We start from the raw sequence: 25463 nt of genomic DNA, 5'->3' as shown, positions 1-25463 counted from the left end.
CCTGGTCCCTGAAAGCAGCAGGAGCGGTTGCCGTGGTTCATCTCTACGGTCGGGAAAACTCACGCCTTGATCTGTCCCGGCGGACAGGAAGCCTTTCGCAATTTGGAGGGGTGCGCCTCGTCACGCTGTGCGACGGGGTGGAGCGTGGGCAGCGCATGCTGGAATTCCGCACCGGGACGGGCCTGCGCTTCACCGTGATGGTCGATCGCGCGATGGATCTGGCGGAGGTAGAGCACAAGGGGCGCGCCATCGGCTGGCATTCGCCCACCGGTTTCCGCAACCCCGCGCTGCATGATGCCGAAGGCGAAGGCGGGCTTGGCTGGGCGCGTTCCTTTTCGGGGTTTCTGGTGACTTGCGGCCTGGATCACACGCTGGGTCCCGAAACGGTTGACGCGTCCAACTATGGCTATCCGCACCGCAGGACCATCACGCATGTCCTGCATGGACGCGTGACAGGGGTGCCAGCACGGCTGCGCGGATATGGCGAAAGCTGGCAGGGGGAGCGCTGCATCCTTTGGGCCGAGGCCGATGTGGTGCAGGCCGCGGTCTTTGGCGAGCATCTGGTGCTGCGCCGCAGGATCGAGGCCGATCTGGGCGGGGACACGATCCGCCTGACTGACCGGGTCGAGAATGCAGGTTTCAGGCCGACGCCGCACATGATCTTTTACCACGTCAATCTTGGCTATCCGGTGCTGGATGAGGGGGCGCGCTTCGTCGCGCCGGTGGAGGACGTGGTCTGGGCGGCGCATGGCGGCGCGGGTTACCGGGCGCAGGGCGTCGGATACAGGCGTATGGGTGGCCCGGTTGACGAGTTTTCCGAACAGGTCTGGCAGCATGAGATGCGCGCCGATGCAGCGGGCCGCGTCCCGGTCGCAATCGTGAATGACCGCCTCGCGCTTGGCCTGCAGGTGGTGACACGCAAGGCGGAATTGCCCTGCCACTTTCAGTGGCAGTATCTTCAATCGGGCAATTACGCGATGGCGATCGAACCTTCGACGCATCACGTATTGGGCGATCAGGCGGCCCGCGACAGGGGCGAGATGATCTGGCTCGGACCGGGCGAGGGCTGCGACTATGCGCTGTCCTTCGAGGTTCTCGACGGGGCAGCGGCCATCGCGCAGGCCGAGGCGGAAATCCGCGCCATAGCGCCACAGCCCGAGGATGATTTTCCCGAACCTTCGGGCAATTTCCGGCCCCTGACGCGGGCTCAGAAGACCAAGGAGATCACGACATGACGACGTTGCCGTTTGTCCAGAAGCGCGATTATAGCCTGACCGGGCCAAGTGCGCGGCGGGCGGTCGAACTCGGCCTTGCATCGGCGGAGTGGTATCATTCCGAGGTGCCGCGCAAGGTGATGAAAGAGCTGATGCAGCGCAGGGACGGGCCTGCCTTGCGCGATACGGCGATCTGGATCGGGCTGCTCGTCCTGTCGGCGGCGGGGGGCATCGCCTTTTGGGGAAGCTGGACGGCGGTGCCCTTCTTCATGGTCTATGGCGTGCTGTACGGATCGGCCTGCGACAGCCGCTGGCACGAATGCGGGCACGGCACGGCGTTCCGCACGCAATGGATGAACGATGTCGTCTATCACATCGCCAGCTTCATGGTGATGCGCAACCCGGTAAGCTGGCGCTGGAGCCATGCGCGCCATCATACGGACACGATCATCGTGGGGCGCGACCCCGAGATCGCCTTCATGCATCCGACCGGGATCTTGCCCAACCTGCTGCATTTCATTGGAATTCTGGACATCTGGGCATCCTTCAAGGTGCTGTTGCGGAACGCGGCGGGGATACTGACGGCGGATGAGCGCGACTATATCCCGGAGCGCGAGATCCCCAAGGCAATCCTGGCGGCGCGCATCCATGTGGCCATTCAGGGGGCGGCCGTGGTTGCGGCGATCTGGATGGGGTCAATCCTGCCCCTGATGCTGATCGGGGGGCCGCGGATCTATGGGTGCTGGCATATGTTCATGACCGGATTGATCCAGCATGGCGGTCTGGCAGAGGATGTCGTGGATCACCGCCTGAACAGCCGGACGGTTCTGATGAACCCGATCAGTCGCTGGATCTATTGGAACATGAACTACCACGTGGAGCATCACATGTTCCCGATGGTGCCCTATCACGCCCTGCCGCGGCTGCATGCCTTGATCAAGCACGACCTGCCGCCTGCGAACCCGTCGATCTGGTCGGCCTTCCGCGAGATGGTGCCGGCGATCCTGCGGCAGCGGCGCGAGCCGGGCTATTACCTGCGCAGGGAGCTGCCCCCGACGGCGCGGCCCTATCGCGAGGAATTCCACACAACCGTGCCCGAACGGGCAAGCATGGGGTAAGACATGACCAAATGGATAGAGGCCTGCGGGCTGGACGATATTGAACCTGAGGATGTTCTGCGCTTCGATCATGGCGGGGCGAGCTTTGCCATCTACCGCGATCCTGCAGGGGCCTTCTTTGCCACGGACGGGCTTTGCACGCATGAGCGGGTGCATCTGGCCGACGGGCTTGTGATGGGGGACCAGATCGAATGTCCCAAGCATAACGGGCGCTTCAACTACAAGACGGGGGCGGCGCTGCGGGCGCCGGTCTGCGTCAACCTGCGCATCTACCCCGTGCGCGTGGCCGGGGACCGGGTGGAAATCGGGCTGGAGGAAACGCAATGACCCGCCGGAAACCGACCGTTGCCGACCTGCGGGCCCGCAAGGGAAAGGGGCAGCTGACGATGCTGCGCATCTTCACCCTGGAAGAGGCGGCAGCCGCCGAGGCGGCAGGGATCGACGTGGTGTCGATCCCACCCGCGCTGGCGACCGACCCGGAGTATCGGCAGGTGGCCCCCACGCTGTTTTCCATGACGGGTGTGGATCACCGCGAGGCTGGAACGCGCGAGGATTATCTGCGCTTTGCGGGCCGGATGCTGATGGCGGGGGCGGATGCGCTCTACTGCTCGGCCGGTCTGGGGACGGTGCGCTATCTGGCCGAAGAGCATATCCCCGTGGTGGGGCATGTCGGGCTGGTGCCGTCGCGCGCGACCTGGACGGGCGGCTTCAAGGCGGTGGGCAAGACGGCGGATGCGGCGATGGTCCTGTTCGAGGAGGTGCGCGCCTACGAAGAGGCCGGGGCCTTTGCCGTGGAGATCGAGGTGGTGCCTGTCGAGGTCGCGAGCGCGATCAGCGCGCGGGTGGGAATCCTGCTGTGGTCGATGGGATCGGGTCCGGGTTGCGATGTGCAGTACCTGTTTGCCGAGGACATCCTTGGCACAAATCGCGGCCATATGCCCCGCCATTCCAAGGTCTATCGGAACTTCGCGGCAGAGTTCGACCGCCTGCAGTCAGAGCGCATCGCGGCGTTCCGCGAGTTCATCTCGGATGTGGCATCGGGGGCCTATCCGGAAGACCGCCATATCGTCCGCATGGCCCCAGAGGAGGCCGCGTCCTTCCTGGCACGCATCGAGACAGCACGATGACCGTCGTCTGTGCGGACATCCCCCAGATCAGGGATGAGGGCCCTTCGCGCAGTGGCGACGCGGCCCGGACGCCGCGCAGACGCAAGACGCGTTTCACGGCCAAGGGCAAGGGGGGCCTGTTCTGATCGAAGCACCGGGCAATGCCCGCTGGGCGCGCGATCTCGTGCAGGCGAAGTCCGCCCTGTGGGTGGTTGCTTGCATGTGCTGAACGCGGTGGAAGATGTGACGCGCGCACGGATTGCGGCGATCCTTGACACATCTGTCACGGGCCTTGTGCACAAGACTGCATGAGCGCACGGCCCGCACCTGACCACCGCAATCGCCCGTCCCTCCGCACGCGATCATGGTGCCGCGCGCCGGGCGATTGCCCATCCCTCGCCAAAGCGCAGGAAATCTAAACCGGCCCTGGTCACGGCTGGATGAAAGACCGGTGGCCGATCCCATTCCGAACAAACCACGGAAAACAATCAACTCGACAGGCGCAGAACCCTGCACACGTCTTCAAGGGAATCAATGGCGGAGAGGGTGGGATTCGAACCCACGGTAGGCTTGCACCTACTCCGGTTTTCGAGACCGGCGCGATCGACCACTCCGCCACCTCTCCGTGCCGTTGGGGGTCGTCAGGGACGGGTGTCTAGCTGGACCGGTGGGGGGTTGCAAGACCGATTCTCCGGGATTTTCGGGAAAGCCTTACTTCGCGCGGGCCGGGCGGGTGATCGCGCAGATGTGGGTGGGGCGGGTTGGCATTTGAGGTGACAGTCTCTAGCTCTTCTGGAAAGGTCGGGCAGCGGTGCCGCGGTTATTGGTGGTGCGGCGTGCTGCGACGGCGAGGCGGCATGGGAAGGGTGGCGAGCATGGAAACCGGGATGATGGAACGCGGCCGGCCGGGTGCGGCGGGGACAGGCACGGCGTTGTGCCGCGTGGCGCGCGCGGGGCTGTTGGCCATGGCGCTGGTGGGGGCTGTCCCCACAGGCATCCTGCCGCCGTCTGCCGCCTGGGCGCAAGAGGCCACGCCGGACACGGCAGAGGCGGCGACGGCCGGGGTTGAGACCGTCGATCCGGCGGTGGTGGCGCAGGTCGCTGCGCTGGTGGAGACGATGAAGATCGCCGACATCGTTGCCATCCTGCGTGAAGAGGGGGTGGAATACGGGCGCACGCTGCAGGCCGACATGTTCCCCGATGCCGGGGGGCAGGGGTGGGAGGCTTCGGTGTCGATGATCTATGACACCGCCCGCATGCAAGAGGCGCTGGTCGCGACGGTGACGCGCGAACTGGCGCAGGCGCCGCAGGCGATTGCCGAGATGCAGGCGTTTTTCGGATCCGATCTTGGGCAGAAGGTGCTGAGCCTTGAGGTAGAGGCGCGGCGCACCCTTCTGGACGACGCTGCCGAGGAAGCGGCCCGGATCGCGTGGGAGGATCTGGCAGCGGGCGGGACAGCGCGGGTGGATCTTCTGGAACGCTTCGCGGCGGCCAATGATCTGATCGAATCAAACGTGATGGGGGCGTTGAACGCAAATCTTGCCTTCTACAGCGGGATGCAGGAAGGCGGCGCTTTCGGCGGCGAGATGACGGAAGAGCAGATGCTGACCGATGTCTGGGCGCAGGAAGCCGATGTGCGGCAGCAGACGACGGAATGGCTGTATTCCTATCTGACGCTGGCCTATGGGCCGCTGACGGATGAGGAGTTGGAACAGTATCTGGCTTTCTCCGAAAGCGATGCCGGGCGGGCGCTGAACGCGGCCCTTTTCGCGGCTTTTGACGACGTGTTCACTCCGATCTCCCGCGCCTTGGGCGTGGCTGTCGCGCGGCAGCTGCAGGGGCAGGATATCTGATCCGACAATCCGTCGGGTGGTTGCGATCGGGCTTGACTTCGCGGGACGTTGCCCCGATAAGCCGCCATCCCGGCAAGGCGCGAGTCTTGGCGGGTATCGTTTTTGATGACGCCCGACAGGGCGCGCTGCCCGAGGCGGGGATACCCCGGAACGCCCGTAACTGGGGGCCACAGGGCGCGGAGCTAGGAAGAGGAAGACCCATGTTCGCGGTCCTGAAGACCGGTGGCAAGCAGTACAAGGTGCAGGCGGGTGACGTTCTGCGCGTGGAAAAGCTTGCTGCCACCGCTGGTGACAAGATCCAGTTCAATGAAATCCTGATGGTCGGTGGCGAGACCGTCACCGTCGGCGTGCCCACCGTGAAGGGTGCGGCGGTCGTGGCCGAGGTGATCGACCAGATCAAGGGCGAAAAGACCATCCACTACGTCAAGCGCCGCCGCAAGCACAGCTCGCAGCGCACCAAAGGCCACCGTCAGCAACTGACGCTGGTCCGCGTGACCGAAGTGCTGGCCACGGGTGCCGATAAGTCGGGCGTCGCTGCTGCGACCGGCACGGCCGATGCGCGCCGCGCCGCCCACAACGCTGCCGCCGCCCCGGCTGCGGAAGCACCTGCGAAACCGAAGCGCGCCAAAAAGGCCGCCGAAGCCGCTGCGGAATAAGGAGTAAAACCCCATGGCACATAAAAAGGCAGGCGGTTCGTCCCGCAACGGTCGCGACAGCGCCGGTCGCCGTCTCGGCGTGAAGCTCTATGGCGGCCAGACCGCCATCCCGGGCAACATCATCGTGCGCCAGCGCGGCACGACCTACTTCCCGGGTCAGGGCGTCGGCATGGGCACCGATCACACGATCTTTGCTGTGACTGAGGGCAAGGTGACCTTCAAGAAGGGCCTGAAAGGCCGCACCTTCATTTCGGTTCTCCCGGTCGCGGAGGCAGCCGAGTAAGCCGAACCTTTACAATCGGATTGTAAACGGGGGATCGGCTGACAGGCCGGTCCCCCAAGTCATTTTCCGGCCCGGCGCCGGGGTGGCGCGGGAGAGGAGCCTGCGCCGCGGCCTAGGGGAGAGGATCCCGTGGGGCCGGTCGCAAAAAAGCCGGAGTGCGGGCTCATTTCACCGCGCTTCGTGCCGTAACCACTTGAAGGGGGCTATTGTACCCCCGACATGCGCTTCAGCAGGAGGGAAGCCATGATGCTCGACAAGATTGCCGCTCTGCCCGAGGGTGCCATCGCGGCCGGACGGTTCATCCTGCGCCCGGTGCGCCGGTCGGATGCCGGGCTGTTCGCGCTCTATGCCGGCGATCGGCGCGTGGCCGAGGCGACGCGGTCGATCCCGCATCCACTGCCCCCGGGCGCGGCAGAGGCCTTTGTCACCCGTGCCATGCAGGTGGGCGGGGATGAGGATGTCTGGGTGATGGATGGCGCGGCCTCCGGTCTGGCCGAGGTGCTGGGCGTGATCAGCCTGAAGCGGATGGACGAGACGAAATGGGATCGCGGCCAGTCGGAAATCGGCTATTGGGTGGCGCCTGCCTTCTGGAATACGGGCTTCGCATCCGAGGCGCTGCGCGCGCTGATCGCGGCCAATCCGCAGAAGAACCGCACGATCTTTGCCGAAGTGTTCCAGGACAATCCCGGTTCGGCGCGGGTGCTGACCAATGCGGGCTTCCAGTATCTGGGCGATGCAGAGACATTCTCGGTGGCGCGCAATGCCCGCGTGCCGACCTGGACTTATATCCGCAAGCTGGATTGAGGGCGTGGCGGGGGGCCGTCCGGCCCCCCGCACCCCCCGGTTCCCGAAACGCGGCCGCTGCGTTTGCGGTGGGCGGGTTTGGGTATTTGGGCCAAGATGAAGGGGCCTGCCGAGGGAAGGCTTGAGCCTTTGGGCATTGTCCACTATCGCCTTGGGGCAATGTCGCCACGGGCGCCCCTGATGAAAGCCGTATGCCATGAAGTTCCTTGACCTTGCCAAAGTCTATATCCGCTCGGGCGGCGGCGGGGCGGGCTGCGTGTCGTTCCGGCGCGAGAAGTTCGTGGAATTCGGCGGCCCCGATGGCGGGGATGGCGGAAACGGCGGGTCGGTCTGGGCCGAGGCGGTGGAAGGGCTGAACACGCTGATCGACTTCCGCTATCAGCAGCATTTCTTTGCCAAGAACGGCCAGCCGGGGATGGGCAGCCAGCGGACGGGCAAGTCGGGCGAGGACATCATCCTGAAGGTGCCCGTGGGAACCGAGGTCATCGACGAAGACGAGGAGACGGTGATCGCGGATCTTGTCACCGTGGGGCAGCGGGTGCTGCTGGCCAAGGGGGGCAATGGCGGTTTCGGGAACCTGCATTTCAAGACATCCACGAACCGCGCGCCGGGGCGGGCCAATCCGGGGCAGGAGGGGGTGGAGCGCACCATCTGGCTGCGGCTGAAGCTGATTGCCGATGCGGGGCTGGTGGGGCTGCCCAATGCGGGGAAATCCACCTTCCTTGCCGCCGTGTCCAATGCCCGGCCGAAGATCGCGGATTACCCCTTTACCACGCTGATCCCGAACCTCGGGGTGGTGGGCGTGGACGGGCGGGAATTCGTGATGGCCGATATTCCAGGGCTGATCGAAGGGGCGTCGGAAGGGCGGGGGTTGGGGATGCAGTTCCTGGCCCATGTGGAGCGTTGCAAGGTGCTGCTGCATCTGGTGGATGGGACGTCCTCCACCATCACCAAGGATTACCGCACCATCGTGCACGAGCTTGAGGCCTATTCGGATGTGCTGGGGGACAAGCCGCGCATCCTTGCGCTGAACAAATGCGATGCGCTGGACCAAAAGACCATCACCACGCGCCGCAAGGCGCTGGAGAAGGCGTCGGGGGGGCGGGTGCATGTGATTTCGGGCGCGGCGGGGATGGGGCTGCAGGATGTGCTGCGCGCCATCTATGCCGAGATTCAGGGGGCCGAGCCGGAGAAGGAGACGGGGCCGTGGCAGCCGTGAACGAGGCGCGGGTGGCCGTGCCGGATGTGCGCGCGGCGCGGCGGCTGGTGGTCAAGATCGGATCGGCCCTGCTTGTGGACCGGGCGACCGGGCTGCGGCAGGGATGGCTTTCGGCGCTGGCCCTGGATGTGGCCGAGGCGAAGGTGCGTGGCGCGGATGTGGTGCTGGTATCGTCAGGGTCCATCGCGCTGGGGCGCAAGGTGCTGGGCCTGCCCTCGGGCGAATTGACGCTGGAGCAGAGCCAGGCCGCCGCGGCGGTGGGGCAGATCCGCCTCGCGCGGGCCTATGAAGAGGTGCTGGCGCCGCATGGGATCACCACGGCGCAGGTTTTGGTAACGCTGGAGGATACGACGGATCGGCGGCGTTATCTGAACTCTCGCGCGACGATGGAGACGCTGCTGGGGCTGGGCGTGGTGCCCATCGTGAACGAGAATGACACGGTCGCGACGGATGAGATCCGCTTTGGCGACAATGACCGGCTGGCGGCGCAGATCGCGGTGACGGCGGGGGCGGATCAGCTGATCCTTCTGTCGGATGTGGACGGGTTCTATTCGGCCAATCCGAAAGAGGACCCGTCGGCGGTGCGCTTTGATGTGGTCGAGACCATCACGCCCGAGATCGAGGCGATGGCGGGCGATCCGATCTCGGGCCTGTCCAAGGGGGGCATGAAGACCAAGCTGATGGCGGCCAAGACGGCGGTGGCCGGGGGCTGTGCCATGGCGATCATGGAAGGGTCGGTGCTGCGGCCCCTGAAGGCGCTGGCCGAAGGCGCGCATCGGACGTGGTTCGTGCCGGGGGCCGATCCGCAGGTGGCGCGCAAGCGCTGGATCAACGCGATGAAGCCCAAGGGGGAAATCCTTGTGGATGCGGGGGCCGTCACGGCGCTGCGGGCGGGCAAGTCGCTGTTGCCTGCCGGGGTGCGGTCGGTGAAGGGGGCTTTCGGGCGGGGCGAGCCGGTGGCGATCCTCGGGCCGGATGGGGCCGTGCTGGGCAAGGGGCTGATCCGTTATACGGCGGTCGAGGCCAAGGCCATTGCCGGGCACAAGTCGGGTGAGATCGAGGGGATCCTCGGCTATGCTGGGCGGGCGGCGCTGATCCATCGGGATGACATGGTGATCTGAGATGCATGCGCTGTTCTTCGACATGCAGCCGAAGCCGGGTCACATGCCGCAGTACTTTGCCCATGTGGATCGTTTGCGCCCCTTGCTCGGCGCGCATCCGGGGCTTTTGTATCTGGAGCGGTTCCGGCCGCTCGATCAGCCGGACGCCATCCTGTCGCATCAGCATTGGCAGGGTGAGGATGCGATCCGGGCCTGGCGCTGCGAGGGTGCGCATCGCGCCAGCCAGGCGGCGGGGCGGACGGTGCATTTCGAACGCTACCGCATCCGTGTGGGGCCGGAGGTGCAGCCTGATGGGGTGGGGCGGTTTGTCGTGGCGGCCTATGGCGCGGCGGCGGCCGGGCCGGGGCGGGCCCATGAAAGCGTGACCCGGCCGGGTTGGTTCCTGACCCTGGGCGAGGTCGCGGACGGGTCCGCCGCGCTGGAGATGGCGGCGGCGGCGCGGGCGGATGGGGCCGAAGAGGTGCGCATCTTTTCGGTGACGCGCGATTATTCCATGACGGATCGGGCCGAAGCGCCCGCGCTGTAGACGGTTCATTTGGATGCCGGACAACCCCGCGATGCGGGGTGGGAACGAACGGAAGGTTGGGCAGATGGCAGACGGGGCACAGGAAGACGCGGTCGGCATGATGGGCCGGATCGGGGCGGCCGCGCGGGCGGCGGCGGCGGAACTGGCCTATGCGCCGGCCGAACGCAAACATGCGGCGCTGGAGGAGGCGGCGGATGCGGTATGGGCGCGGCGGGAGGCGATCCTTGCCGCCAACGCGCAGGACATGGCCTTTGGCGAGGCGAAGGGACTGTCGCCCGCGATGATGGATCGTCTGCGGCTGGACGAGGGGCGGATCGGCGGGATCGTCGCAGGCTTGCGGGCCGTAGCCGCGCAGAAGGATCCGGTGGGCGAGGTGATGGCCGAATGGGATCGGCCCACGGGGCTGCATATCCAGCGGGTGCGCACGCCGTTGGGCGTGGTGGGCGTGATCTATGAAAGCCGTCCCAATGTGACGGCGGATGCGGGCGCCCTGTGCCTGAAGGCGGGGAATGCAGTGATCCTGCGGGGGGGATCGGAAAGCTTTCATTCCTCGGCCGCGATCCATGCCTGTCTGGTCGAGGGGTTGCGCGCGGCGGGGTTGCCCGAGGCGGCGATCCAGCTGGTGCCGACGCGGGACCGGGACATGGTGGAGGCCATGCTGCGGGCGGTAGAGTGGATTGACGTGATCGTGCCGCGCGGGGGCAAGGGGCTGGTGGGGCTGGTCCAGCGCGAGGCGCGGGTGCCGGTCTTTGCCCATCTGGAAGGGATCTGCCACGTCTATGCCGATGGCGACGCGGATCTGGAAAAGGCGCGGCGCGTGGTCATCAACGCCAAGACGCGGCGCACGGGGATCTGCGGGGCGGCGGAATGTCTGCTGATCGACCGGGCTTTCTGGGACCGGCACGGGGGCGTGCTGGTGGCGGACCTCGTGGCGCGCGGGGTCGAGGTACGGGCCGAGGGCGATCTGCTGACGATCCCCGGCACGGTTCCGGCGCGCCCTGAGGATTTCGGCTGCGAATTCCTCGACATGATCATCGCGGCGCGGATCGTGGAGGGCGTGGACGGCGCGATCGACCACATCCGCCGTTATGGCAGCCAGCATACCGAATGCATCCTGACGGAGAACGATGCCACCGCCGCGCGGTTCTTTCAGCGGCTGGACAGCGCGATCCTGATGCGCAATGCCAGCACGCAATTTGCCGACGGGGGCGAGTTCGGGATGGGGGCCGAGATCGGCATCGCCACAGGCAAGATGCACGCGCGCGGGCCGGTGGGGGCAGAGCAGTTGACGAGCTTCAAGTATCTGGTCACCGGTGACGGCACGATCAGAAGCTGATGCAGATCGTTTCGGGCGTCACCGTGATCCGTGGCCGCCGTGCGATCCGGGCCAAGGCCTGACCGGCAAGGGGAAACTGCACTTCCGAGGGATCGATCGCCGCATCGGCGGGGTGGGCCGTGGCGTCGATCTGTGCCCAGAGGCGCGGGTCATGGCGCAGGCGCGGCGAGGCAAGGTCGATGGACCATCCGGCCTTGTTCTGCGCCACCACGATGCGGCCGCCGCTGCGCAGGGCCTGTTCGGCGCACAGCAGCAGCAGAAAGGCCGCCTTCACCTCGCCCCGCGGCAGATCGGCCGCGCTGTCCCACAGCACCGTGATGCGCCCCGAAGGAAAGAGATTGGACAGGATATCCAGCACCTCGCCCCGGGGCAGGGTCTGATCGGGGCGCGCGATCCCATAGGCCACGCGGAAGAAACGGATGCGCGCATTCAGCGCCGCCACGCTTTCGGAAATCAGCGCCACCTCGTCGCTGCGCCCGGTGCCGGACAGCAGAAGCAGTTCCACCCCGTTGCCGATGGCCCCGATCGGGCCGATAAGATCATGGCAGAGGCGCGAGCCGAGCAGGGCGGAAAGGTCGGGCTGGGCGGGCATGGAATGCTCCGATACTGGGTAAGGAGAGACGGATGAACTCATTGCTGGAGCCGGGCATGCTGGTGCGACACCCCCAGGAGCCGGACTGGGGACTGGGACAGGTGCAGTCGAACATCGGGGGGCGGATCACGGTGAATTTCGAACATCGGGGCAAGGTGGTGATTGATGGCAGGCAGGTTGACCTGCGTCTGGTCTTTGATGCCTCTGACGGAGGGGCTTGATCGGGGATGATGGGGCGTTGCGCATGGATTGCAACCCTTGGTTGATGATTTGGGGCCGGCCTGTGCCGCTGTTGCATAAGGGCCGGGCGCAGCATAGATGGGCCGGGGGGCAGGTGTTGTGCCGGAGGGGCGGACGGGCCACATGATCGCCGAGGAGACCGTCTTCACTTTGCGTCTGGCGCGGGATGCGCGGGACCTGCGGGCGGCGCAGCGGCTGCGCTATTCGGTCTTTGTCGAAGAACTGGGCGCGGACGGGCCGCTGGTGGACCATGCGGCGCGGCTGGAGCGGGACGGGTTCGACGACATCTTCGATCATCTGCTGCTGATCGACACGCGGCGCGATCCGGCCCTGCTGGAGGATGTGGTGGGGGTCTATCGCCTGCTGCCGTCAGATCGGCTGGGGCCGGAGGGGCGGTTTTATTCCGAAGGGGAGTATGACCTTGGTCCGCTGCGGGCCAGCGGGCGCAAGCTTCTGGAACTGGGCCGGTCCTGCGTGCATCGTGATCACCGCGGGGGGACGGCGATGTTCCATCTGTGGAACGCGCTGGCCGATTATGTGCTGGAGCGGGGGATCGAGATCCTGTTCGGGGTGGCCAGCTTTCACGGCACGGATGTGGGGCGGCTGACGCCGTCGCTGGCCTACTTGCATCATCACCATCTGGCGCCGCCCGCGCTGCGGGTGCGGGCGCGGGCGCCGGGGTTTCAACGGATGGACCTGCAACCGCCCGAGGCGCTGGATCGCAGGGCCGCGATGGCGGCGACGCCCGCGCTGATCAAGGCCTATCTGCGGCTGGGCGGGTTCGTGGGCGAGGGGGCCTTCATCGACCGGGCCTTCAACACGACGGATGTCTGTCTGGTGATGGACACCGCCCGCATGAGCGAGCGGCATCGCGGCTATTACACGCGGGGCCGGGCTTGACCGAGGGGCCGCAGGACTGGCGCGACAGCCGGATGGCGATGCCGCGGATCACGGTGGCGGGATGGTTGCGGGTGGTCTGGCGCGGGATGATCCTGGGCGGTGTGACCTATGGCTGTCTTGTCCTGCTGCTGCTGCTGCGGGTGGTGGAGCGGCCCCTGTTCGGGATGCAACGGCCATGGACGCCGTGGATCACGCAATTCGTGTGCCGGATGGCCTTTGTCATCCTGCGGATGCCGCTGGTCGTGCGGGGGCAGGTGATGCGGCAGCGGGGCGCTGTGGTGGCCAACCATGCGTCATGGCTGGATATCTTTGCGCTGAATGCGGCGCAGCGGGGGTATTTCGTGGCCAAGTCGGAGGTGGAGCGCTGGGCCGCCATCGGCTGGCTGGCGCGGGCGACGGGCACGGTGTTCATCGCCCGCAAGGGGAGCGAGGCGAAGCGGCAGCAGCAGGTGTTCGAGGCACGGCTGCGGGCGGGGCATCACCTGATGTTCTTTCCCGAAGGCACCAGCACGGATGCGATCCGTGTGCTGCCGTTCAAATCCACGCTCTTTGCGGCCTTCTGGTCGCATGGGTTGGAGGAGGTGATGTGGATCCAGCCGGTGACCATCGCCTACCGTGCGCCCGAGGGGCGGGATGCGCGTTTCTACGGCTGGTGGGGCGATATGGAATTTGCCGAACACCTGATCATGGTGCTGGCCGAGAAGCGGCAGGGCTGGGTGGAGGTGGTCTTCCATGAGCCAGTGCCGGTGGATGCCTTCCCGGATCGCAAGGCGCTGGCTGCGCATTGCGAGGCGGAGGTGCGCAAGGGGCTGGAGGGGCGGCTGTAGCGGGTAGGATGGGCAATATTGCCCATCCTACGGGGGCGTCAACCCAAGGGGGCAAGCAGCGCCTTGAGGGCTGTGGCGGGGTCGGGCTTGGACCAGATTTCTTCACCCAGGGCGAAGAAATCGGTGACGGGGCCGAATTTTTCAACGAGTTCCGCCGTCAGCGCGCCTTCGGCGACGACGGGCACCTCGATCACCTCGGACCACCATTCGAACAGGTCCCAGTCGGCGCGGGACCCGTCGCCCAAGGGGGTGGCCCCGATGGGGCCGAAGCAGATGTAATCGGCCCCGTTTTCGCCTGCCGTCATCCCTTCGTGCCGGGTGGTGCCGCAATGGGCGCCTATGATGGCATCGGGCAGGTCCTTCCGGACCTTGCGGACGGAGCGCGCGCCATCGGTGAGGTGCACGCCGTCGAGACCCAGCCGCTCGACCATGAGCACATGGCGTTCGATCACCACGGCGACGTCGCGCTGGTGCGCGGTGTGGCGGATGGCATCGGCGGCGCGCAGGATGCGGTCTTCGTCCCGCGTTGCGAGGGACAGGCGCAGGCAGGCGATCTCGGCGCTGTCCAGCACGGCGGCGAGCTGGTCGGGGAAGGTGTCGAGGTCCAGTTCGGGGGGCGTGATCAGGTAGATTTGCGGGCGGTCTTGGTCGGCCATCGGGCGCTCCGGCAGGGGTTTGGGCGGCAATAGCGCAGTTTTGTGGGGAAGGCGAGGGTGGGGTGGGCTTGTCCGGTGGGGCAGGGGCGCGTATCTGGCGCGGGACAACCCGGAAGGAGTGCGCCCGTGACCGAGACGATCCCGCCCTGTTTCATCCTTGTCCGCCCGCAGATGGGCGAGAATATCGGGGCGGCGGCGCGGGCCATGCTGAATTTCGGGCTGGAGCGGATGCGGATCGTGGACCCGCGCGACGGCTGGCCCAATCCCAAGGCGGTGGCGATGGCGTCGGGCGCGGGGCGGGTGCTGGATCACGCGGGGATATTCCCCGACATCCCCACGGCGATTGCGGATTGCGATTTTGTCTTTGCGACCACCGCGCGGGGGCGGGAACTGGTCAAGCCCGTGGTCACGCCCGAGCGCGCGATGGAGATGACGCGGGCCATGGTTGCGCAAGGCAAGCGTGTGGGCGTGCTGTTCGGCCCCGAACGCGCAGGGCTGGAGAATGAGGATATCGCGCCGGCCAATGCCATCGTGACTGTGCCGGTGAACCCTGATTTCCCCTCGCTCAACCTTGCGCAATGCGCGCTGCTTCTGGGGTATGAATGGCGGCGGCAGACCGAGACGGTCGCGCCGGAGGTGATGGGGCTGGCGCGGACCGATTTCGCCACACGGGCCGAGGTGGAGCGGCTGTCGGATCATTTCGAGGAACGGCTGGAGGCGGCGGGCTTTTTCTTTCCGCCCGACAAGGTGGCGCATATGAAGCTGAACCTGCGCAACATGTTCGCGCGGCTGGGGCTGACGCGGGCCGAGGTGCAGACCTTTCACGGGATGCTGCGGCAGATTGCCTATAAGCTGCGCCAGCAGGGGGAGTGAGGCGCCTCTGGCGGGCGTCGGACCGGGGGCCAGCCCCCGGACCCCCGGGGTATTTCCGCCAAGATGAAGCGGCAGGGACCTAATCTTTCTGCGGATCCGGCGGGCAGGCGGGGGTGCTGCCCGGCGCTCTTCGCCGCAGCCCCTTGAAGGGGGCGGGGGGTGGGCATACCCTCCGCGCCGAATGAGGGAGACGGCGACATGGCAGGCAAGCGCAGCATCTTTGAAGAGGTGGGGCAGGGGGTGGCATCCGCCCCGCCGCCGCAGGGGGGCATGATCGCGGCCCGGGCGCAAGGGGCGCGGCGGGGAATCCGGCTGTGGCTGGTGGCGCTGTTCCTGCTGGTCGCCACGATGATCGCCGTGGGCGGCATGACGCGGCTGACGGATGCGGGTCTGTCGATCACCGAATGGCGGCCGGTGACGGGGGCGATCCCGCCGCTGGATCAGGCGACCTGGGAGGCGGAGTTCGAGAAATACCGCGTCATCCCGGAATATCAGTTGCAGAACAAGGGGATGAGCCTTGAGGAATTCAAGGTCATCTATTGGTGGGAATGGGGGCATCGGCAGCTTGGCCGGGTGATCGGGCTGGTCTGGGCGGTGGGGTTCCTGTGGTTTCTGGTGGCGCGGCAGATCCCGGCAGGCTGGACCGGGCGGCTGCTTGGCCTTGGGGCGCTGGGCGGGCTGCAGGGGGCCATCGGTTGGTGGATGGTGTCATCGGGCCTGACGGGGACGATGCTGGATGTGGCCTCGTACCGCCTGGCCACGCATCTGGGGCTGGCTTTCGTGATCCTTGGGCTGATCGCGTGGTATGTCTTTCTGCTGGGGCGGTCAGAGGCCGCGTTGATGCAGGCGCGGCGGGGGCGGGAGGCGAAGCTGTTTTCGCTGTCCACGGGCCTGATGCATTTCGCCTTTCTGCAGATCCTGCTGGGGGCGCTGGTGGCCGGGATTGATGCCGGGCGGGGCTTTCCGACCTGGCCCCTGATGAACGGGCAGTTCTTCCCGGCGGATGCCTTCTATGTGCCGGACGGGCAGGGGGGCAGCCTGCCCATCTGGCATGCCTTCTTTGAAAATCCGGGGCTTGTGCAGTTCATGCACCGGATGAGCGGCTATCTTCTGTTCGCCTTTGCCATTGTCGTCTGGCTGCGGGGGCGCAAGTCGGCCCATGCGGCGACGCGGGCTGCCTTCCATGGCGTGATGGCGATGATGGTGGCGCAGATGGTGCTGGGGATCGCGGCGGTGCTGACGGCGGCGCATGTGCATGTGGCGATCACCCATCAGGTGGGCGCGGTCATCCTTTGGGTGCTGATCATCCGGGCGCGTCATCTGGCGGGCTATCCGGTGGCGGGTTCGATCCGGGAGGGGACGGCATGACGGCCTATGACGATCTGATGGCGTTCCAGCGCGAGACCGAGGCGCTGGCGCAGGTGGCGGGGCGGCTGGGCTGGGATCAGGAGACGGTGATGCCGCGGGGCGCGGCGGAGCAGCGGTCAGAGGAATTGGCCGCGATGGAGGGGGTGCTGCATGCGCGGCGCACCGATCCGCGGATTGCGGACTGGCTGGCGTCGGCGGTGCCTGCCGATGCGGTGGCGGCGGCGCAAATCCGTTTGATTTCGCGGAGTTACGCGCGGGCGACCAAGGTGCCGGCGCGGCTGGCGCAGGAGATCGCGCGGGTGACATCCATGGCGCAGGGCATCTGGGCCGAGGCGCGGGCGCGCGAGGATGTGCCGGGCTTCCTGCCGGTGCTGGCCGAGGTGATCCGCCTGCGGCAGGAAGAGGGGGCCGCGCTGGCTCAGGGGGGCGACCCTTACGACGCCTTGATCGACGATTACGAGCCGGGTGCGACGGCGGAAAGCATCGGTGCGATGTTCGCCCGGATGCGGCCCCGGCTGGTGGATTTGCGCGCGCGCATTCTGGGTGCTGCGCGGCAACCTGCTGGTATCGCAGGGAAATTCGGTGAAGAGGCGCAGTTGCGCATGGCCCGCGATCTGGCGACGGCCTTTGGCTATGACTGGAACCGGGGGCGGCTGGATATCGCGGTGCATCCCTTTTCGTCAGGTTCGGGCGATGATGCGCGGATCACCACGCGGGTGGCGGAGGCGGATCCGTTCAACTGTTTCTATTCCACCATCCATGAGGTGGGTCATGCCTGCTATGAGCTGGGCATAGACCCGGATTATCGCCTGACGCCGCTTGGATCGGGCGTGTCTATGGGTGTGCATGAAAGCCAGAGCCGCATCTACGAAAACCAGCTTGGCCGCAGCCGCGCCTTCACCGGCTGGATGTTCGGGCAAATGCGTGACCGCTTTGGCGATTTTGGCGTAAGGGATGCGGACGCCTTCCACGCGGCGGTGAACCGCGTGCAGGCGGGATATATCCGCACCGAGGCCGATGAGGTGCATTACAACCTGCATGTGATGATGCGCTTTGATCTGGAGCGCGCGCTGATCCGGGGCGATCTGGCGGTGGGCGATCTGGAAGCGGCGTGGAACGACCGGTTCGCCGCCGATTTCGGGGTGGCGGTGGATCGGCCGTCGCATGGCATGTTGCAGGATGTGCATTGGTCGGTGGGCCTGTTTGGCTATTTCCCGACCTATACCTTGGGGAATGTTTACGCAGGCTGCCTGCACCGTGCGCTGCGGGCCGATATCCCCGATCTGGACGACCATCTGGCGCGTGGCGATGCCCGGCCTGCGACGGAATGGCTGCGCGCGCGGGTGCAGCGGCATGGCGGGCTGCGGTCGCCGCGCGACACCATCGCCCATGCCTGCGGCTTTGCCCCGGATGAGGGGCCGCTTCTGGATTACATCGAGGCGAAGTTTGCTGTGATCTATGACCTTTGAACGGGGTGAGGGGCGGGCGGTCTGGACGCTCGCCCTGACGCAGGCGCTGGGATATGCCTGTTTTTTCTATGTTTTCGCGGCGCTGCTTCTGTATTGGCAGCGGGAAAGCTGGCTGTCTGACGGGGTGATCGCGGCGGGGCCGCTGGTGGCGACGCTGGTCGCGGCCACGGTGGCGCCAGCGGTGGGGCGGGCGCTGGATCGGGGGCAGGCGGTGGCCATGATGGCGGCCGGGCCGGTGATTGGTGCGGCGGCGCTGGCCTGTCTGGCGCTGGCCGGGGGCGAGATCGGCTGGTTTGCGGGCTGGATCGGGCTGGGGCTGGCGCAGGCGCTGTGCCTGTATGACGTGTGTTTCGGGATGATGATCCGGCGTTTCGGGCCAGAGGCGCGGGGGGCGATCACGCGGGTGACGCTGGTGGCGGGGCTGGCCTCGACGCTGGCCTTTCCGGCGGGGGCGTGGATGGCGGCGGGCTGGGGCTGGCGGGGCGCGGTCTGGGTTGCGGTGGGCGTGGCGCTGGGGGTGATGCTGCCCTTGCAGGTCTGGGCGGCGCGGGTGTTGCAGCGCGGGACGCAGGCGGCGGTGGCGGCGCGGGATGTGCCGCGGCTGGGCTGGGGGGCCATGCTGCGGATGCCGGGGTTCATCGGGCTGGCGGTGCTGTTTTCGCTGGTGAACCTGAACCACTGGATGCTGGTGAACCTGATCCGCCCGATGCTGGAGGCGCTGGCGGTGGCGCCGGATCTGGCGGTGCTGGCGGCGGCGGTGGTGGGGCCGGCGCAGGTGCTGGGGCGGTTGGCGCTGGCGGGGGCGGGGGCGCGGGTGGGAACCGGGGCGGCGGCCGGGATCACCGTGGGCGCGTTGGTGGTGGCGCCGGTTTTCCTTGGGTTGGCCGTGGTTTGGCCGGTGGCGGCGGTGGGGTTTGCGGCCTGTCAGGGGGCGGCGATGGGGATCATCACCATCCTGCGGCCCGTGCTGGTGGCCGAGACATTCGGCGAGGGGCGCTATGGCGCGGTGGCGGGGATGATGGCCATTCCGGGCCTGGCGGCGCTGGCGGTGGCGCCGTTGATCGGGACGGGGCTGATGGCGCTGGGTGGGGTGTGGCTGATGATCGGGGTGGCGTTCGGGCTGGCGCTGGCGGCGGCGGGGGCGCTGGCGGCAAGACGTTGAGAACGCAGGGTTAATTGGGGCGGCGCCCGTGTTTTGGCCGGTGCCGTAACGCGTGCAGGTCCGTGTGCAGACAGGTGTATGCACGCGCGGTGGCTTTTGACGGCGTTAACCATAAGGTCGGCGGGGGTGAGTCGGCCCGCTGCGGGGCATCTGGACCTAAGCGCCGGTCACTTCTGGATGGATGCGGAAGCGCGGTCAGGCCCAATCGGGCGCGCGCTTCTCGAGGAAGGCACTGATGCCCTCTTCGGTGTCGCGCCAAAGCATGTTTTCGGTCATGCGGTCGCCCGTCAGGGCATAGGCCTGATCGAGCGGCAGACCCATCTGATCATAGAAGCTGCGCTTGCCGATGCGGACGGCGGCGGTGAGCTTGGCGGCCAGCGTTTCGGCAAGCGCCCGGGTGGCGGTATCGAGGTCGGCGGGCGCGGCAATGCGGTTCACAAGGCCCACCTCGCGGGCGCGGGGGGCGGGCAGGAATTCGCCCGTGGTCAGCATCTCGAACGCGACGGCGGGAGGGACCTTGCGGGTGAGGGCCACCATCGGGGTGGAGCAGAAGAGGCCGATATTCACCCCGTTCACGCCGAAGCGGGCATCCTCGGCGGCCACGACCATATCGCAGGAGGCGGCCAGCTGGCAGCCTGCGGCGGTGGCGATGCCGTGGACCTGCGCGATGACGGGCTGGGGCAGGGCGGGCAGGCGCTGCATCATGGCGGCGCAGGCATCGAAGAGCTGGCGGAAGAAGGCGGCGCCCTTGTCGGCCCCGGCCCGGGCGGCCTGCATCTCTTTCAGGTCGTGGCCCGCGCAGAAGGCCCGTCCTGCGCCGCGCAGGATGACCACGCGGGTGGCGCGGTCGGCGGCGAGGCGGTCAAGCTCTGCCGTCAGCCGGGCGATCATGGCGGTGGACAGCGCGTTGAGGCTGTGGGGCGCATTGAGGGTGAGCGTGGCGATGCCACCCGCATCTTCGCGCTGGATCAGGTCATCGGTCATTGCATCCCCCCATCGGCTTTGCCAGACGATAGGGGGAGAAGCGGGGAGAGGGAAGCGGATGGAATTGAAGATGGACCGCGAGGCGCTGACGGCGTTCCTTTTGCGGGATTTCGGGCAGGTGGCGGCGGATTTCGCGGTGGAGCGGGCCGATGCGGATGGGGTGACGCTGCGGCTGCGGGTGGCCGAGCGGCATCTGCGGCCCGGCGGCACGGTGTCGGGGCCGTCGATGTTCGCGCTGGCGGATGTGGCGCTGTACCTGGCGATCCTGAGCCGGTTGGGGCCTGTCGCGCTGGCGGTGACGACCAATGCGAGCATGGATTTCATGCGCAAGCCTGCGGCGGGGCAGGATGTGCGGGCGGAGGCGCGGCTGTTGAAGCTGGGCCGGGTGCTGGCGGTGGGGGATGCGCTTTTGTATTCCGAAGGCGTGACCGAGCCGGTGGCGCGGGCGTCGATGACCTATTCGATCCCGCCGGGGGCGGTGGAAGGGCGCTGATGGCGGGCGGTTGCGTGGAGAGGCGAGAGGGGGCGTTTCATGGCCGAGATTGACCTTGGCACCTTGGCGGTGGTGGGCGCTGAGTATGGGAGCGTCCGGCATCTGACTGGCGGGGCGGTGATCGCGGCGGGGGGCGGGACGGATGCCTTTTCGCCCCCCGATGGCGGAGCGGCGGTGGATCGGTTGCCGGGGTTGCGGCTGACCTGCCCGGAGGGGCCGTGGATGCTCACCGCGCGGGTGGCGCCGCGCTTTGCGGCGGCTTTCGATGCGGGGGCGTTGATGCTGCGCACGGATTCAGGGATTGGCGGGGCAGGCGACTGGGCGAAGCTCGCCTTCGAGCGATCGCCTGACGGGCGGACGATGGCGGTGAGTGTGGTCACGCGCGGCGTGTCAGATGATGCCAACGGGCCGGATTGCGAAGGTGAGGCGCTGTTCCTGCGGGCCTGCTGGACCGGGGCGGCCTATGCCTTTCACATCTCGGTCGATGGGGCGCGGTGGGATTTGCTGCGCTTTTTCGCGCTGCCGGGCCGTGTTGTCGCCGTGGATATCGTCGCGCAGTCGCCGACCGGGGCAGGGTGCGAGGTCTGGGTGGACCGGGTGACGCTGACGGCGGGCGCCCCGGAGGACCTGCGGGACGGCAGTTGACCCCAAAAGGCGCGACCGTGGCGCAGCAAAACGGCCCCCGAGGGGGCCGTTGCCAGAGCGCCGGGGCGGCGGATCGGCGCTGTCCTGTCAGCCTTTCGGGCGGGTGAAGCGGCCTTCGATCTGGGCGCCGCTTTCGATGATGAGGCCGGCATAGGTGACATCGGCCTGCACCCGGGCCGTGGCGCGCAGGGTGAAGCTTTCGGTGCTGACGCGGCCGTCGAGCGTGCCCTTCACCTCGATCGTTTCGGCCGAGACGGTGCCTTTGACGCTGCCTTCGCTGCCGATCATCAGGCTGCGGGCGGCGAGGTTGCCATCGACTTCGCCAAAGACCTCGACCGCGCCGGTGGAGGAGATTTCGCCGGTGATGCGCAGATCGGACGCCAGCACCGATTTCCCGGCATTTGGGTTCGGGGCGCGCTGCGGCGGGGCCGTCGGGGCGAGGGGATCGGTCTTGCTGAACATGGGGTCCTCCGGATGTAGGCCGATAAGGGGGGAAGCGGGCGCAGGGGTCAAGAGTGCAGGCGGGCGGGAGGGGGGCGGATCGGCGGGGAGAGGGGGATTTCGGGCGATCCTATCCGCTGGTTGTAGGCGGGGATGTCGGTTGTGGGCCTGACAAGCGGGGGAGGGGCGGCTGAAATGGCGGCGGGAATCAGCAAGGGGACATGCGGGCGATGGTGGATGAGGCGTTTTTCAGGCCGGTGTCGGGGTTTGACCTGCCGCGATTCGCAGGCATCCCCACCTTCATGCGGCTGCCGCATGTGGGGCTGGAGGATCCGCGACTGGCGCAGGTGCAGATCGGGCTGATCGGCGCGCCTTGGGATGGCGGGACGACGAACCGCCCCGGGCCGCGCCATGGGCCGCGCCAGTTGCGCGATCTGTCCACCATGATCCGGGCGCAGAACGGGGCGACATGGGTGGCGCCTTTTGAGCTGGCGCGCTGTGCCGATCTGGGGGATGTGCCGCCCAATCCGGGCGATCTGATGGACAGCCTCGCGCGGATGGAGGCGTTCTACGCCCGCGTGGTGGCGGCGGGGGTGCTGCCGCTGACCGGGGGTGGGGATCATCTGTGCAGCCTGCCGATCCTGCGGGCGGTGGCGAAGGCGCGTCCAGTGGGGATGATCCAGTTCGACAGCCATACCGACCTGAACGACGTCTATTTCGGGACCGGGCGCTATACCCATGGCACGCCCTTCCGCCGCGCGGTGGAGGAGGGGCTGATCGACCCCAAGCGATACGTCCTGATCGGCATCCGCGGCACGGCCTATGGGCGGGAGGATTGGGATTTCGCGGAAGCAAACGGCATCCGCATCATCCCCATCGGCGAGTTCCACCGCCGCGGGGTGGAGGATGTGATGGCCGAGGCGCGCGCGATCGTGGGGGCGGGGCCGGTTTATGTGACCTATGACATTGATTTCGTCGATCCGACCTTCGCGCCGGGGACGGGAACGCCCGAGGTGGGCGGACCGAACAGCTGGCAGGCGCTGGAGGTGGTGCGGGGTCTGCGGGGGCTGGATCTGGTGGGGGCCGATCTGGTGGAGGTGAGCCCGCCTTTCGATCCGTCGGGCGGGACGGCCTGGCTGGGGATATCGCTGATGTTCGAACTTCTTTGCGTGATGGCCGAGCGGGTGGCGGCGCGGGGCTGATCGCGTCTGGCGGAGGTGAGGGGGGCCTTGCCCCCCGCGCCGCCTTCGGCCACGCTCCCCCAGGGTATTTTGACCAAGATGAAGCCAGCCAGACAGGGACGGGGGCAGGGATGGATGTTGATCTGATCGTGAAGAATGCACGGGTCATCACGATGGATGCGGGGCGGCCTTTCGCGCAAGCCGTGGCGGTGCGGGCGGGCCGGATCGCTGTGGTGGGCGGCGCCGAGGTGGCGGCGCTGGCGGGGCCCCGGACGCGGGTGGTGGATGCGGGGGGGCGGACGCTGCTGCCCGGTTTCGTGGAAAGCCATCTGCATCTGGTGCTGGGCGGGTCGGAACTGGTGCAGTTGCAGATCGGCGGGGTGATGGGGTTCGAGGCGCTGCGTGCGGCGTTTCTGGACTATGCGGCAAAGAACCCCGACCGCGCGCTGTTGATGGCGCAGGGGGCGGCGTACGAGATTCTGGGGGAACCGGTCACGCGGGCCGATCTGGACCGGGTGATCGCGGACCGGCCCATCGCGATGATGGCGCCGGATCATCACACCGTCTGGGCCAATACGATGGCGCTGGAGAAGGCGGGGCTGTTGCACGGGGCCCAGATGCCGCATGGGCATGAGGTGGTGATGGGGCCGGATGGCACGGCCACGGGCGAGCTGCGGGAGTTCGAGGCCTTTGGTCCCGTGCTGGCGCTGGGGGGCGAGGCGCATCTGCAGCTGGGCATCGCGACCGGGGGGGAGCCGGACCCCTGGCCGGATGCGGCGACCTTTGCCGCGGACCTTGAGAAGGTGGTGGCGGGGCTTGCCCATTGTGCGGCGCATGGGATCACCACGATGGTGAACATGGATGGCAACCGCTACACCTGCGCGCTGCTGGCCGCGCTGGAGGAACAGGGGCGGCTGACGGCGCGGGTGCGCGTGCCCTTCCACATGAAGCCCCACATGGAGCTGTCGGAACTGGACCGCGCCAGCGCCATGGCGGCGGAATTCGACGGCGATTGGGTGCGGTCGGGCTTTGTGAAGATGTTCATGGACGGGGTGGTGGACAGCCGCACGGCCTATATGCTGCACGATTATCCCGGGGCGCCGGGGCATCGGGCCGATCCGCTGTTCCCGCCGGAGCGGTTCAACGCGATCTGCACCGAGATCGACCGGCGCGGTCTGCAGATCGCGGTCCATGCCATCGGCGATGCGGCGGTGCGCCAGACGATCGATGGCTATGAGGCGGCGGGGCGGGCCAATGGCCTGCGCGACATGCGCCACCGGATCGAACATATCGAGCTGATCGACCGGGCCGATGTGCCGCGTCTGGGATCCCTCGGGATCACGGCAAGCGTGCAGCCGCCGCATCCGCCGGGGGTGATGGATTTCCCCATGTCCACCATGGACCACGTCTTTCACCGCGCGCGGTGGCGCGACGCCTATCTGTGGAAGACGCTGAAGGATCACGGCGCCGCGGTGGCCTATGCCAGCGACTGGCCGGTGACGGATGTGTCGGTCCTCCGGGGGATACAGGCGGCGATGACCCGCGTGCCCTATGACGGGGCAGGGGATGAGCGGCTGAGCCTGATGGAGACGCTGCACGCCTATACGGCGGGGGGCGCCTGGGCGGGACATTGGGACGACATCACCGGCACGCTGCGGGTGGGGATGGCCGCGGATATGGTGCTGCTCGATGGGGATATCGAGGCGGCCGATCCCCTGACCATTGGCGCGATGGGAATCGCGCTGACGGTTGCGGGGGGCAGGGTGACCTATGCGGCAGAGGGGTTCGCCTGAGGGTCGGCCAAAAGGTGCCCGGCCCCGGCCATGCGCCGGGGCCTGCGTTTGGCGGCGGAGGAGGTGCGGGGTCAGGCGCGGGGCGGGGAGAGGGGGGTGATTCACCTCGCGACAGGAGATGAACCGGGGTGAATCGGGGGTGACTCGGGGATGACTCGGCCCGGAATCGGCGGTCTGGCGGTCCGGAAGGCGCGATCATCGGGGCTGGCGGCAGGGGGGCCAAGCGAAATCTTGCGATCCGGCCCTTGCAAACCCCAAGTTTTCTTGGGCCGCCGAAAAAATCGTCATCTTCCCGTCATTTTCCTCTTGCGGCCCCGGGACGAGAACCGTAGATAACCGCTCACCGAAGACGACGCGACGCTGAACGGCGAAACGAAGACGACGGAAGTTGCGGCAGAAGCCGTAGCGAAAAAACTCTGGAGGCAAGGCGGGAAGCGACGCTGGTATCGGCGTGCGGCTTGTTTTGTGTCTGGAACGCTCTTTGACATTGATGGATTTATGAAGGGATATGCGGGCGGTTTGGGCGCATCGGCGTTTGGATTGTTTGCATATCGGCTCACTAGGGTGGTAACATCCGATGATGTGAGTGTCAGCTTCACTGTC

Annotated in this window: 28 protein-coding genes and 1 tRNA gene; 23 read left to right on the top strand and 6 right to left on the bottom strand. The window is 67.3% G+C overall.

The window, feature by feature from the left end:
* Positions 1–32 precede the first annotated feature (32 nt).
* From GU920_RS18320 to GU920_RS18305, 4 genes are read left to right on the top strand one after another with little or no spacing between them, the layout of a single operon-like run.
* Positions 33–1235, top strand: coding sequence for an aldose 1-epimerase family protein (locus tag GU920_RS18320; protein WP_161768553.1), 1203 nt, complete (start codon positions 33–35; stop codon positions 1233–1235).
* The gene (locus GU920_RS18315) at positions 1232–2332 is read left to right on the top strand and encodes a fatty acid desaturase family protein (RefSeq protein ID WP_161768552.1); all 1101 of its coding nucleotides are present in this window, start codon (positions 1232–1234) and stop codon (positions 2330–2332) included. The genes GU920_RS18320 and GU920_RS18315 overlap by 4 nt, the downstream gene beginning before the upstream one ends.
* Positions 2333–2335: 3 nt before the next feature.
* A complete protein-coding gene (locus tag GU920_RS18310; protein WP_161768551.1) occupies positions 2336–2659 on the top strand; it encodes a MocE family 2Fe-2S type ferredoxin in 324 nt (107 codons plus the stop codon).
* Positions 2656–3459: a 3-methyl-2-oxobutanoate hydroxymethyltransferase gene (locus GU920_RS18305; RefSeq protein WP_161768550.1), complete on the top strand. Its 804-nt coding sequence runs from the start codon at positions 2656–2658 to the stop codon at positions 3457–3459. The genes GU920_RS18310 and GU920_RS18305 overlap by 4 nt, the downstream gene beginning before the upstream one ends.
* Before the next feature lie 514 nt (positions 3460–3973).
* Here the strand turns inward: GU920_RS18305 and GU920_RS18300 are convergent.
* Positions 3974–4063, bottom strand: a tRNA-Ser gene (locus GU920_RS18300).
* A 250-nt stretch (positions 4064–4313) separates the two neighbouring features.
* Between GU920_RS18300 and GU920_RS18295 the strand changes: the two genes are divergently transcribed.
* The 8 genes from GU920_RS18295 to GU920_RS18260 all read left to right on the top strand — a co-directional run bounded on the left by GU920_RS18295 (position 4314) and on the right by GU920_RS18260 (position 11236).
* Positions 4314–5291, top strand: coding sequence for a DUF2059 domain-containing protein (locus GU920_RS18295; protein ID WP_161768549.1), 978 nt, complete (start codon positions 4314–4316; stop codon positions 5289–5291).
* 200 nt (positions 5292–5491) lie between these two features.
* The gene (gene rplU / locus GU920_RS18290) at positions 5492–5947 is read left to right on the top strand and encodes a 50S ribosomal protein L21 (protein WP_161768548.1); all 456 of its coding nucleotides are present in this window, start codon (positions 5492–5494) and stop codon (positions 5945–5947) included.
* 13 nt (positions 5948–5960) lie between these two features.
* Complete coding sequence (gene rpmA / locus GU920_RS18285) at positions 5961–6230, top strand: 50S ribosomal protein L27 (protein WP_161768547.1); 270 nt, start codon at positions 5961–5963, stop codon at positions 6228–6230.
* A 243-nt stretch (positions 6231–6473) separates the two neighbouring features.
* Positions 6474–7034, top strand: coding sequence for a GNAT family N-acetyltransferase (locus tag GU920_RS18280; protein WP_161768546.1), 561 nt, complete (start codon positions 6474–6476; stop codon positions 7032–7034).
* A 196-nt stretch (positions 7035–7230) separates the two neighbouring features.
* Entirely contained in the window at positions 7231–8253 is a 1023-nt protein-coding gene (obgE, locus tag GU920_RS18275) for a GTPase ObgE (protein ID WP_161768545.1), read from the top strand.
* A 17-nt stretch (positions 8254–8270) separates the two neighbouring features.
* Complete coding sequence (proB, locus tag GU920_RS18270) at positions 8271–9374, top strand: glutamate 5-kinase (RefSeq protein WP_328799320.1); 1104 nt, start codon at positions 8271–8273, stop codon at positions 9372–9374.
* 1 nt (position 9375) lies between these two features.
* Positions 9376–9900 (top strand): antibiotic biosynthesis monooxygenase family protein, encoded by a 525-nt coding sequence (locus GU920_RS18265; RefSeq protein WP_161768544.1) that lies wholly within the window; start codon positions 9376–9378, stop codon positions 9898–9900.
* Between the two features lie 31 nt (positions 9901–9931).
* The gene (locus GU920_RS18260; RefSeq protein WP_161768584.1) at positions 9932–11236 is read left to right on the top strand and encodes a glutamate-5-semialdehyde dehydrogenase; all 1305 of its coding nucleotides are present in this window, start codon (positions 9932–9934) and stop codon (positions 11234–11236) included.
* On the opposite strand, the gene GU920_RS18255 is transcribed toward GU920_RS18260, so the two are convergent.
* Positions 11226–11828, bottom strand: coding sequence for a histidine phosphotransferase family protein (locus GU920_RS18255; RefSeq protein WP_161768543.1), 603 nt, complete (start codon positions 11826–11828; stop codon positions 11226–11228). The two genes, GU920_RS18260 and GU920_RS18255, sit on opposite strands and share 11 nt — an antisense overlap.
* 32 nt (positions 11829–11860) lie before the next feature.
* Here GU920_RS18255 and GU920_RS18250 point away from each other — a divergent pair, with 32 nt between their 5' ends.
* The 3 genes from GU920_RS18250 to GU920_RS18240 all read left to right on the top strand — a co-directional run bounded on the left by GU920_RS18250 (position 11861) and on the right by GU920_RS18240 (position 13795).
* Complete coding sequence (locus GU920_RS18250; protein WP_161768542.1) at positions 11861–12049, top strand: DUF3553 domain-containing protein; 189 nt, start codon at positions 11861–11863, stop codon at positions 12047–12049.
* Positions 12050–12191: 142 nt separating this feature from the next.
* Positions 12192–12968, top strand: coding sequence for a GNAT family N-acetyltransferase (locus tag GU920_RS18245; protein ID WP_161768541.1), 777 nt, complete (start codon positions 12192–12194; stop codon positions 12966–12968).
* A gap of 32 nt (positions 12969–13000) precedes the next feature.
* A complete protein-coding gene (locus GU920_RS18240) occupies positions 13001–13795 on the top strand; it encodes a lysophospholipid acyltransferase family protein (RefSeq protein WP_161768583.1) in 795 nt (264 codons plus the stop codon).
* Positions 13796–13833: 38 nt separating this feature from the next.
* Here GU920_RS18240 and GU920_RS18235 read toward each other — a convergent pair whose 3' ends face one another.
* Entirely contained in the window at positions 13834–14451 is a 618-nt protein-coding gene (locus GU920_RS18235) for a thiamine phosphate synthase (protein ID WP_161768540.1), read from the bottom strand.
* Between the two features lie 126 nt (positions 14452–14577).
* Between GU920_RS18235 and GU920_RS18230 the strand changes: the two genes are divergently transcribed.
* The 4 genes from GU920_RS18230 to GU920_RS19770 all read left to right on the top strand — a co-directional run bounded on the left by GU920_RS18230 (position 14578) and on the right by GU920_RS19770 (position 19323).
* Positions 14578–15324, top strand: coding sequence for an RNA methyltransferase (locus GU920_RS18230; RefSeq protein ID WP_328799319.1), 747 nt, complete (start codon positions 14578–14580; stop codon positions 15322–15324).
* Positions 15325–15522: 198 nt separating this feature from the next.
* Entirely contained in the window at positions 15523–16692 is a 1170-nt protein-coding gene (ctaA, locus tag GU920_RS18225; protein WP_161768539.1) for a heme A synthase, read from the top strand.
* Positions 16689–18161, top strand: a complete 1473-nt coding sequence (locus GU920_RS18220) for a carboxypeptidase M32 (protein ID WP_161768538.1) — start codon at positions 16689–16691, stop codon at positions 18159–18161. The genes ctaA and GU920_RS18220 overlap by 4 nt, the downstream gene beginning before the upstream one ends.
* Complete coding sequence (locus tag GU920_RS19770; protein WP_161768537.1) at positions 18151–19323, top strand: MFS transporter; 1173 nt, start codon at positions 18151–18153, stop codon at positions 19321–19323. The genes GU920_RS18220 and GU920_RS19770 overlap by 11 nt, the downstream gene beginning before the upstream one ends.
* A gap of 195 nt (positions 19324–19518) precedes the next feature.
* Here the strand turns inward: GU920_RS19770 and GU920_RS18210 are convergent, their stop codons facing one another.
* Positions 19519–20307: an enoyl-CoA hydratase gene (locus GU920_RS18210; RefSeq protein ID WP_161768536.1), complete on the bottom strand. Its 789-nt coding sequence runs from the start codon at positions 20305–20307 to the stop codon at positions 19519–19521.
* A gap of 58 nt (positions 20308–20365) precedes the next feature.
* Here GU920_RS18210 and GU920_RS18205 point away from each other — a divergent pair, with 58 nt between their 5' ends.
* Both GU920_RS18205 and GU920_RS18200 read left to right on the top strand, forming a co-directional pair.
* Positions 20366–20800: a PaaI family thioesterase gene (locus GU920_RS18205; protein WP_161768535.1), complete on the top strand. Its 435-nt coding sequence runs from the start codon at positions 20366–20368 to the stop codon at positions 20798–20800.
* A gap of 39 nt (positions 20801–20839) precedes the next feature.
* Positions 20840–21445 (top strand): DUF1349 domain-containing protein, encoded by a 606-nt coding sequence (locus GU920_RS18200; protein ID WP_161768534.1) that lies wholly within the window; start codon positions 20840–20842, stop codon positions 21443–21445.
* Positions 21446–21532: 87 nt separating this feature from the next.
* Here GU920_RS18200 and GU920_RS18195 read toward each other — a convergent pair whose 3' ends face one another.
* On the bottom strand, positions 21533–21907 hold the full coding sequence (locus tag GU920_RS18195) for a bactofilin family protein (protein ID WP_161768533.1): 375 nt from the start codon (positions 21905–21907) through the stop codon (positions 21533–21535).
* A gap of 209 nt (positions 21908–22116) precedes the next feature.
* Between GU920_RS18195 and GU920_RS18190 the strand changes: the two genes are divergently transcribed.
* Both GU920_RS18190 and GU920_RS18185 read left to right on the top strand, forming a co-directional pair.
* Positions 22117–23088 (top strand): agmatinase, encoded by a 972-nt coding sequence (locus GU920_RS18190; protein ID WP_161768581.1) that lies wholly within the window; start codon positions 22117–22119, stop codon positions 23086–23088.
* A 110-nt stretch (positions 23089–23198) separates the two neighbouring features.
* Positions 23199–24860 carry an amidohydrolase gene (locus tag GU920_RS18185; protein WP_161768532.1) on the top strand — a complete coding sequence of 554 codons (1662 nt, stop codon included), beginning with the start codon at positions 23199–23201 and terminating at the stop codon, positions 24858–24860.
* A gap of 195 nt (positions 24861–25055) precedes the next feature.
* On the opposite strand, the gene GU920_RS19625 is transcribed toward GU920_RS18185, so the two are convergent.
* Positions 25056–25463: hypothetical protein (locus tag GU920_RS19625; RefSeq protein WP_235933406.1), on the bottom strand; the 408-nt coding region annotated here is incomplete at its 5' end.

This window comes from Paragemmobacter ruber (assembly GCF_009908315.1).
GTDB classification, from domain to species: Bacteria; Pseudomonadota; Alphaproteobacteria; order Rhodobacterales; family Rhodobacteraceae; genus Paragemmobacter; species Paragemmobacter ruber.
This window is presented reverse-complemented; position numbering and strand designations above follow the sequence as displayed.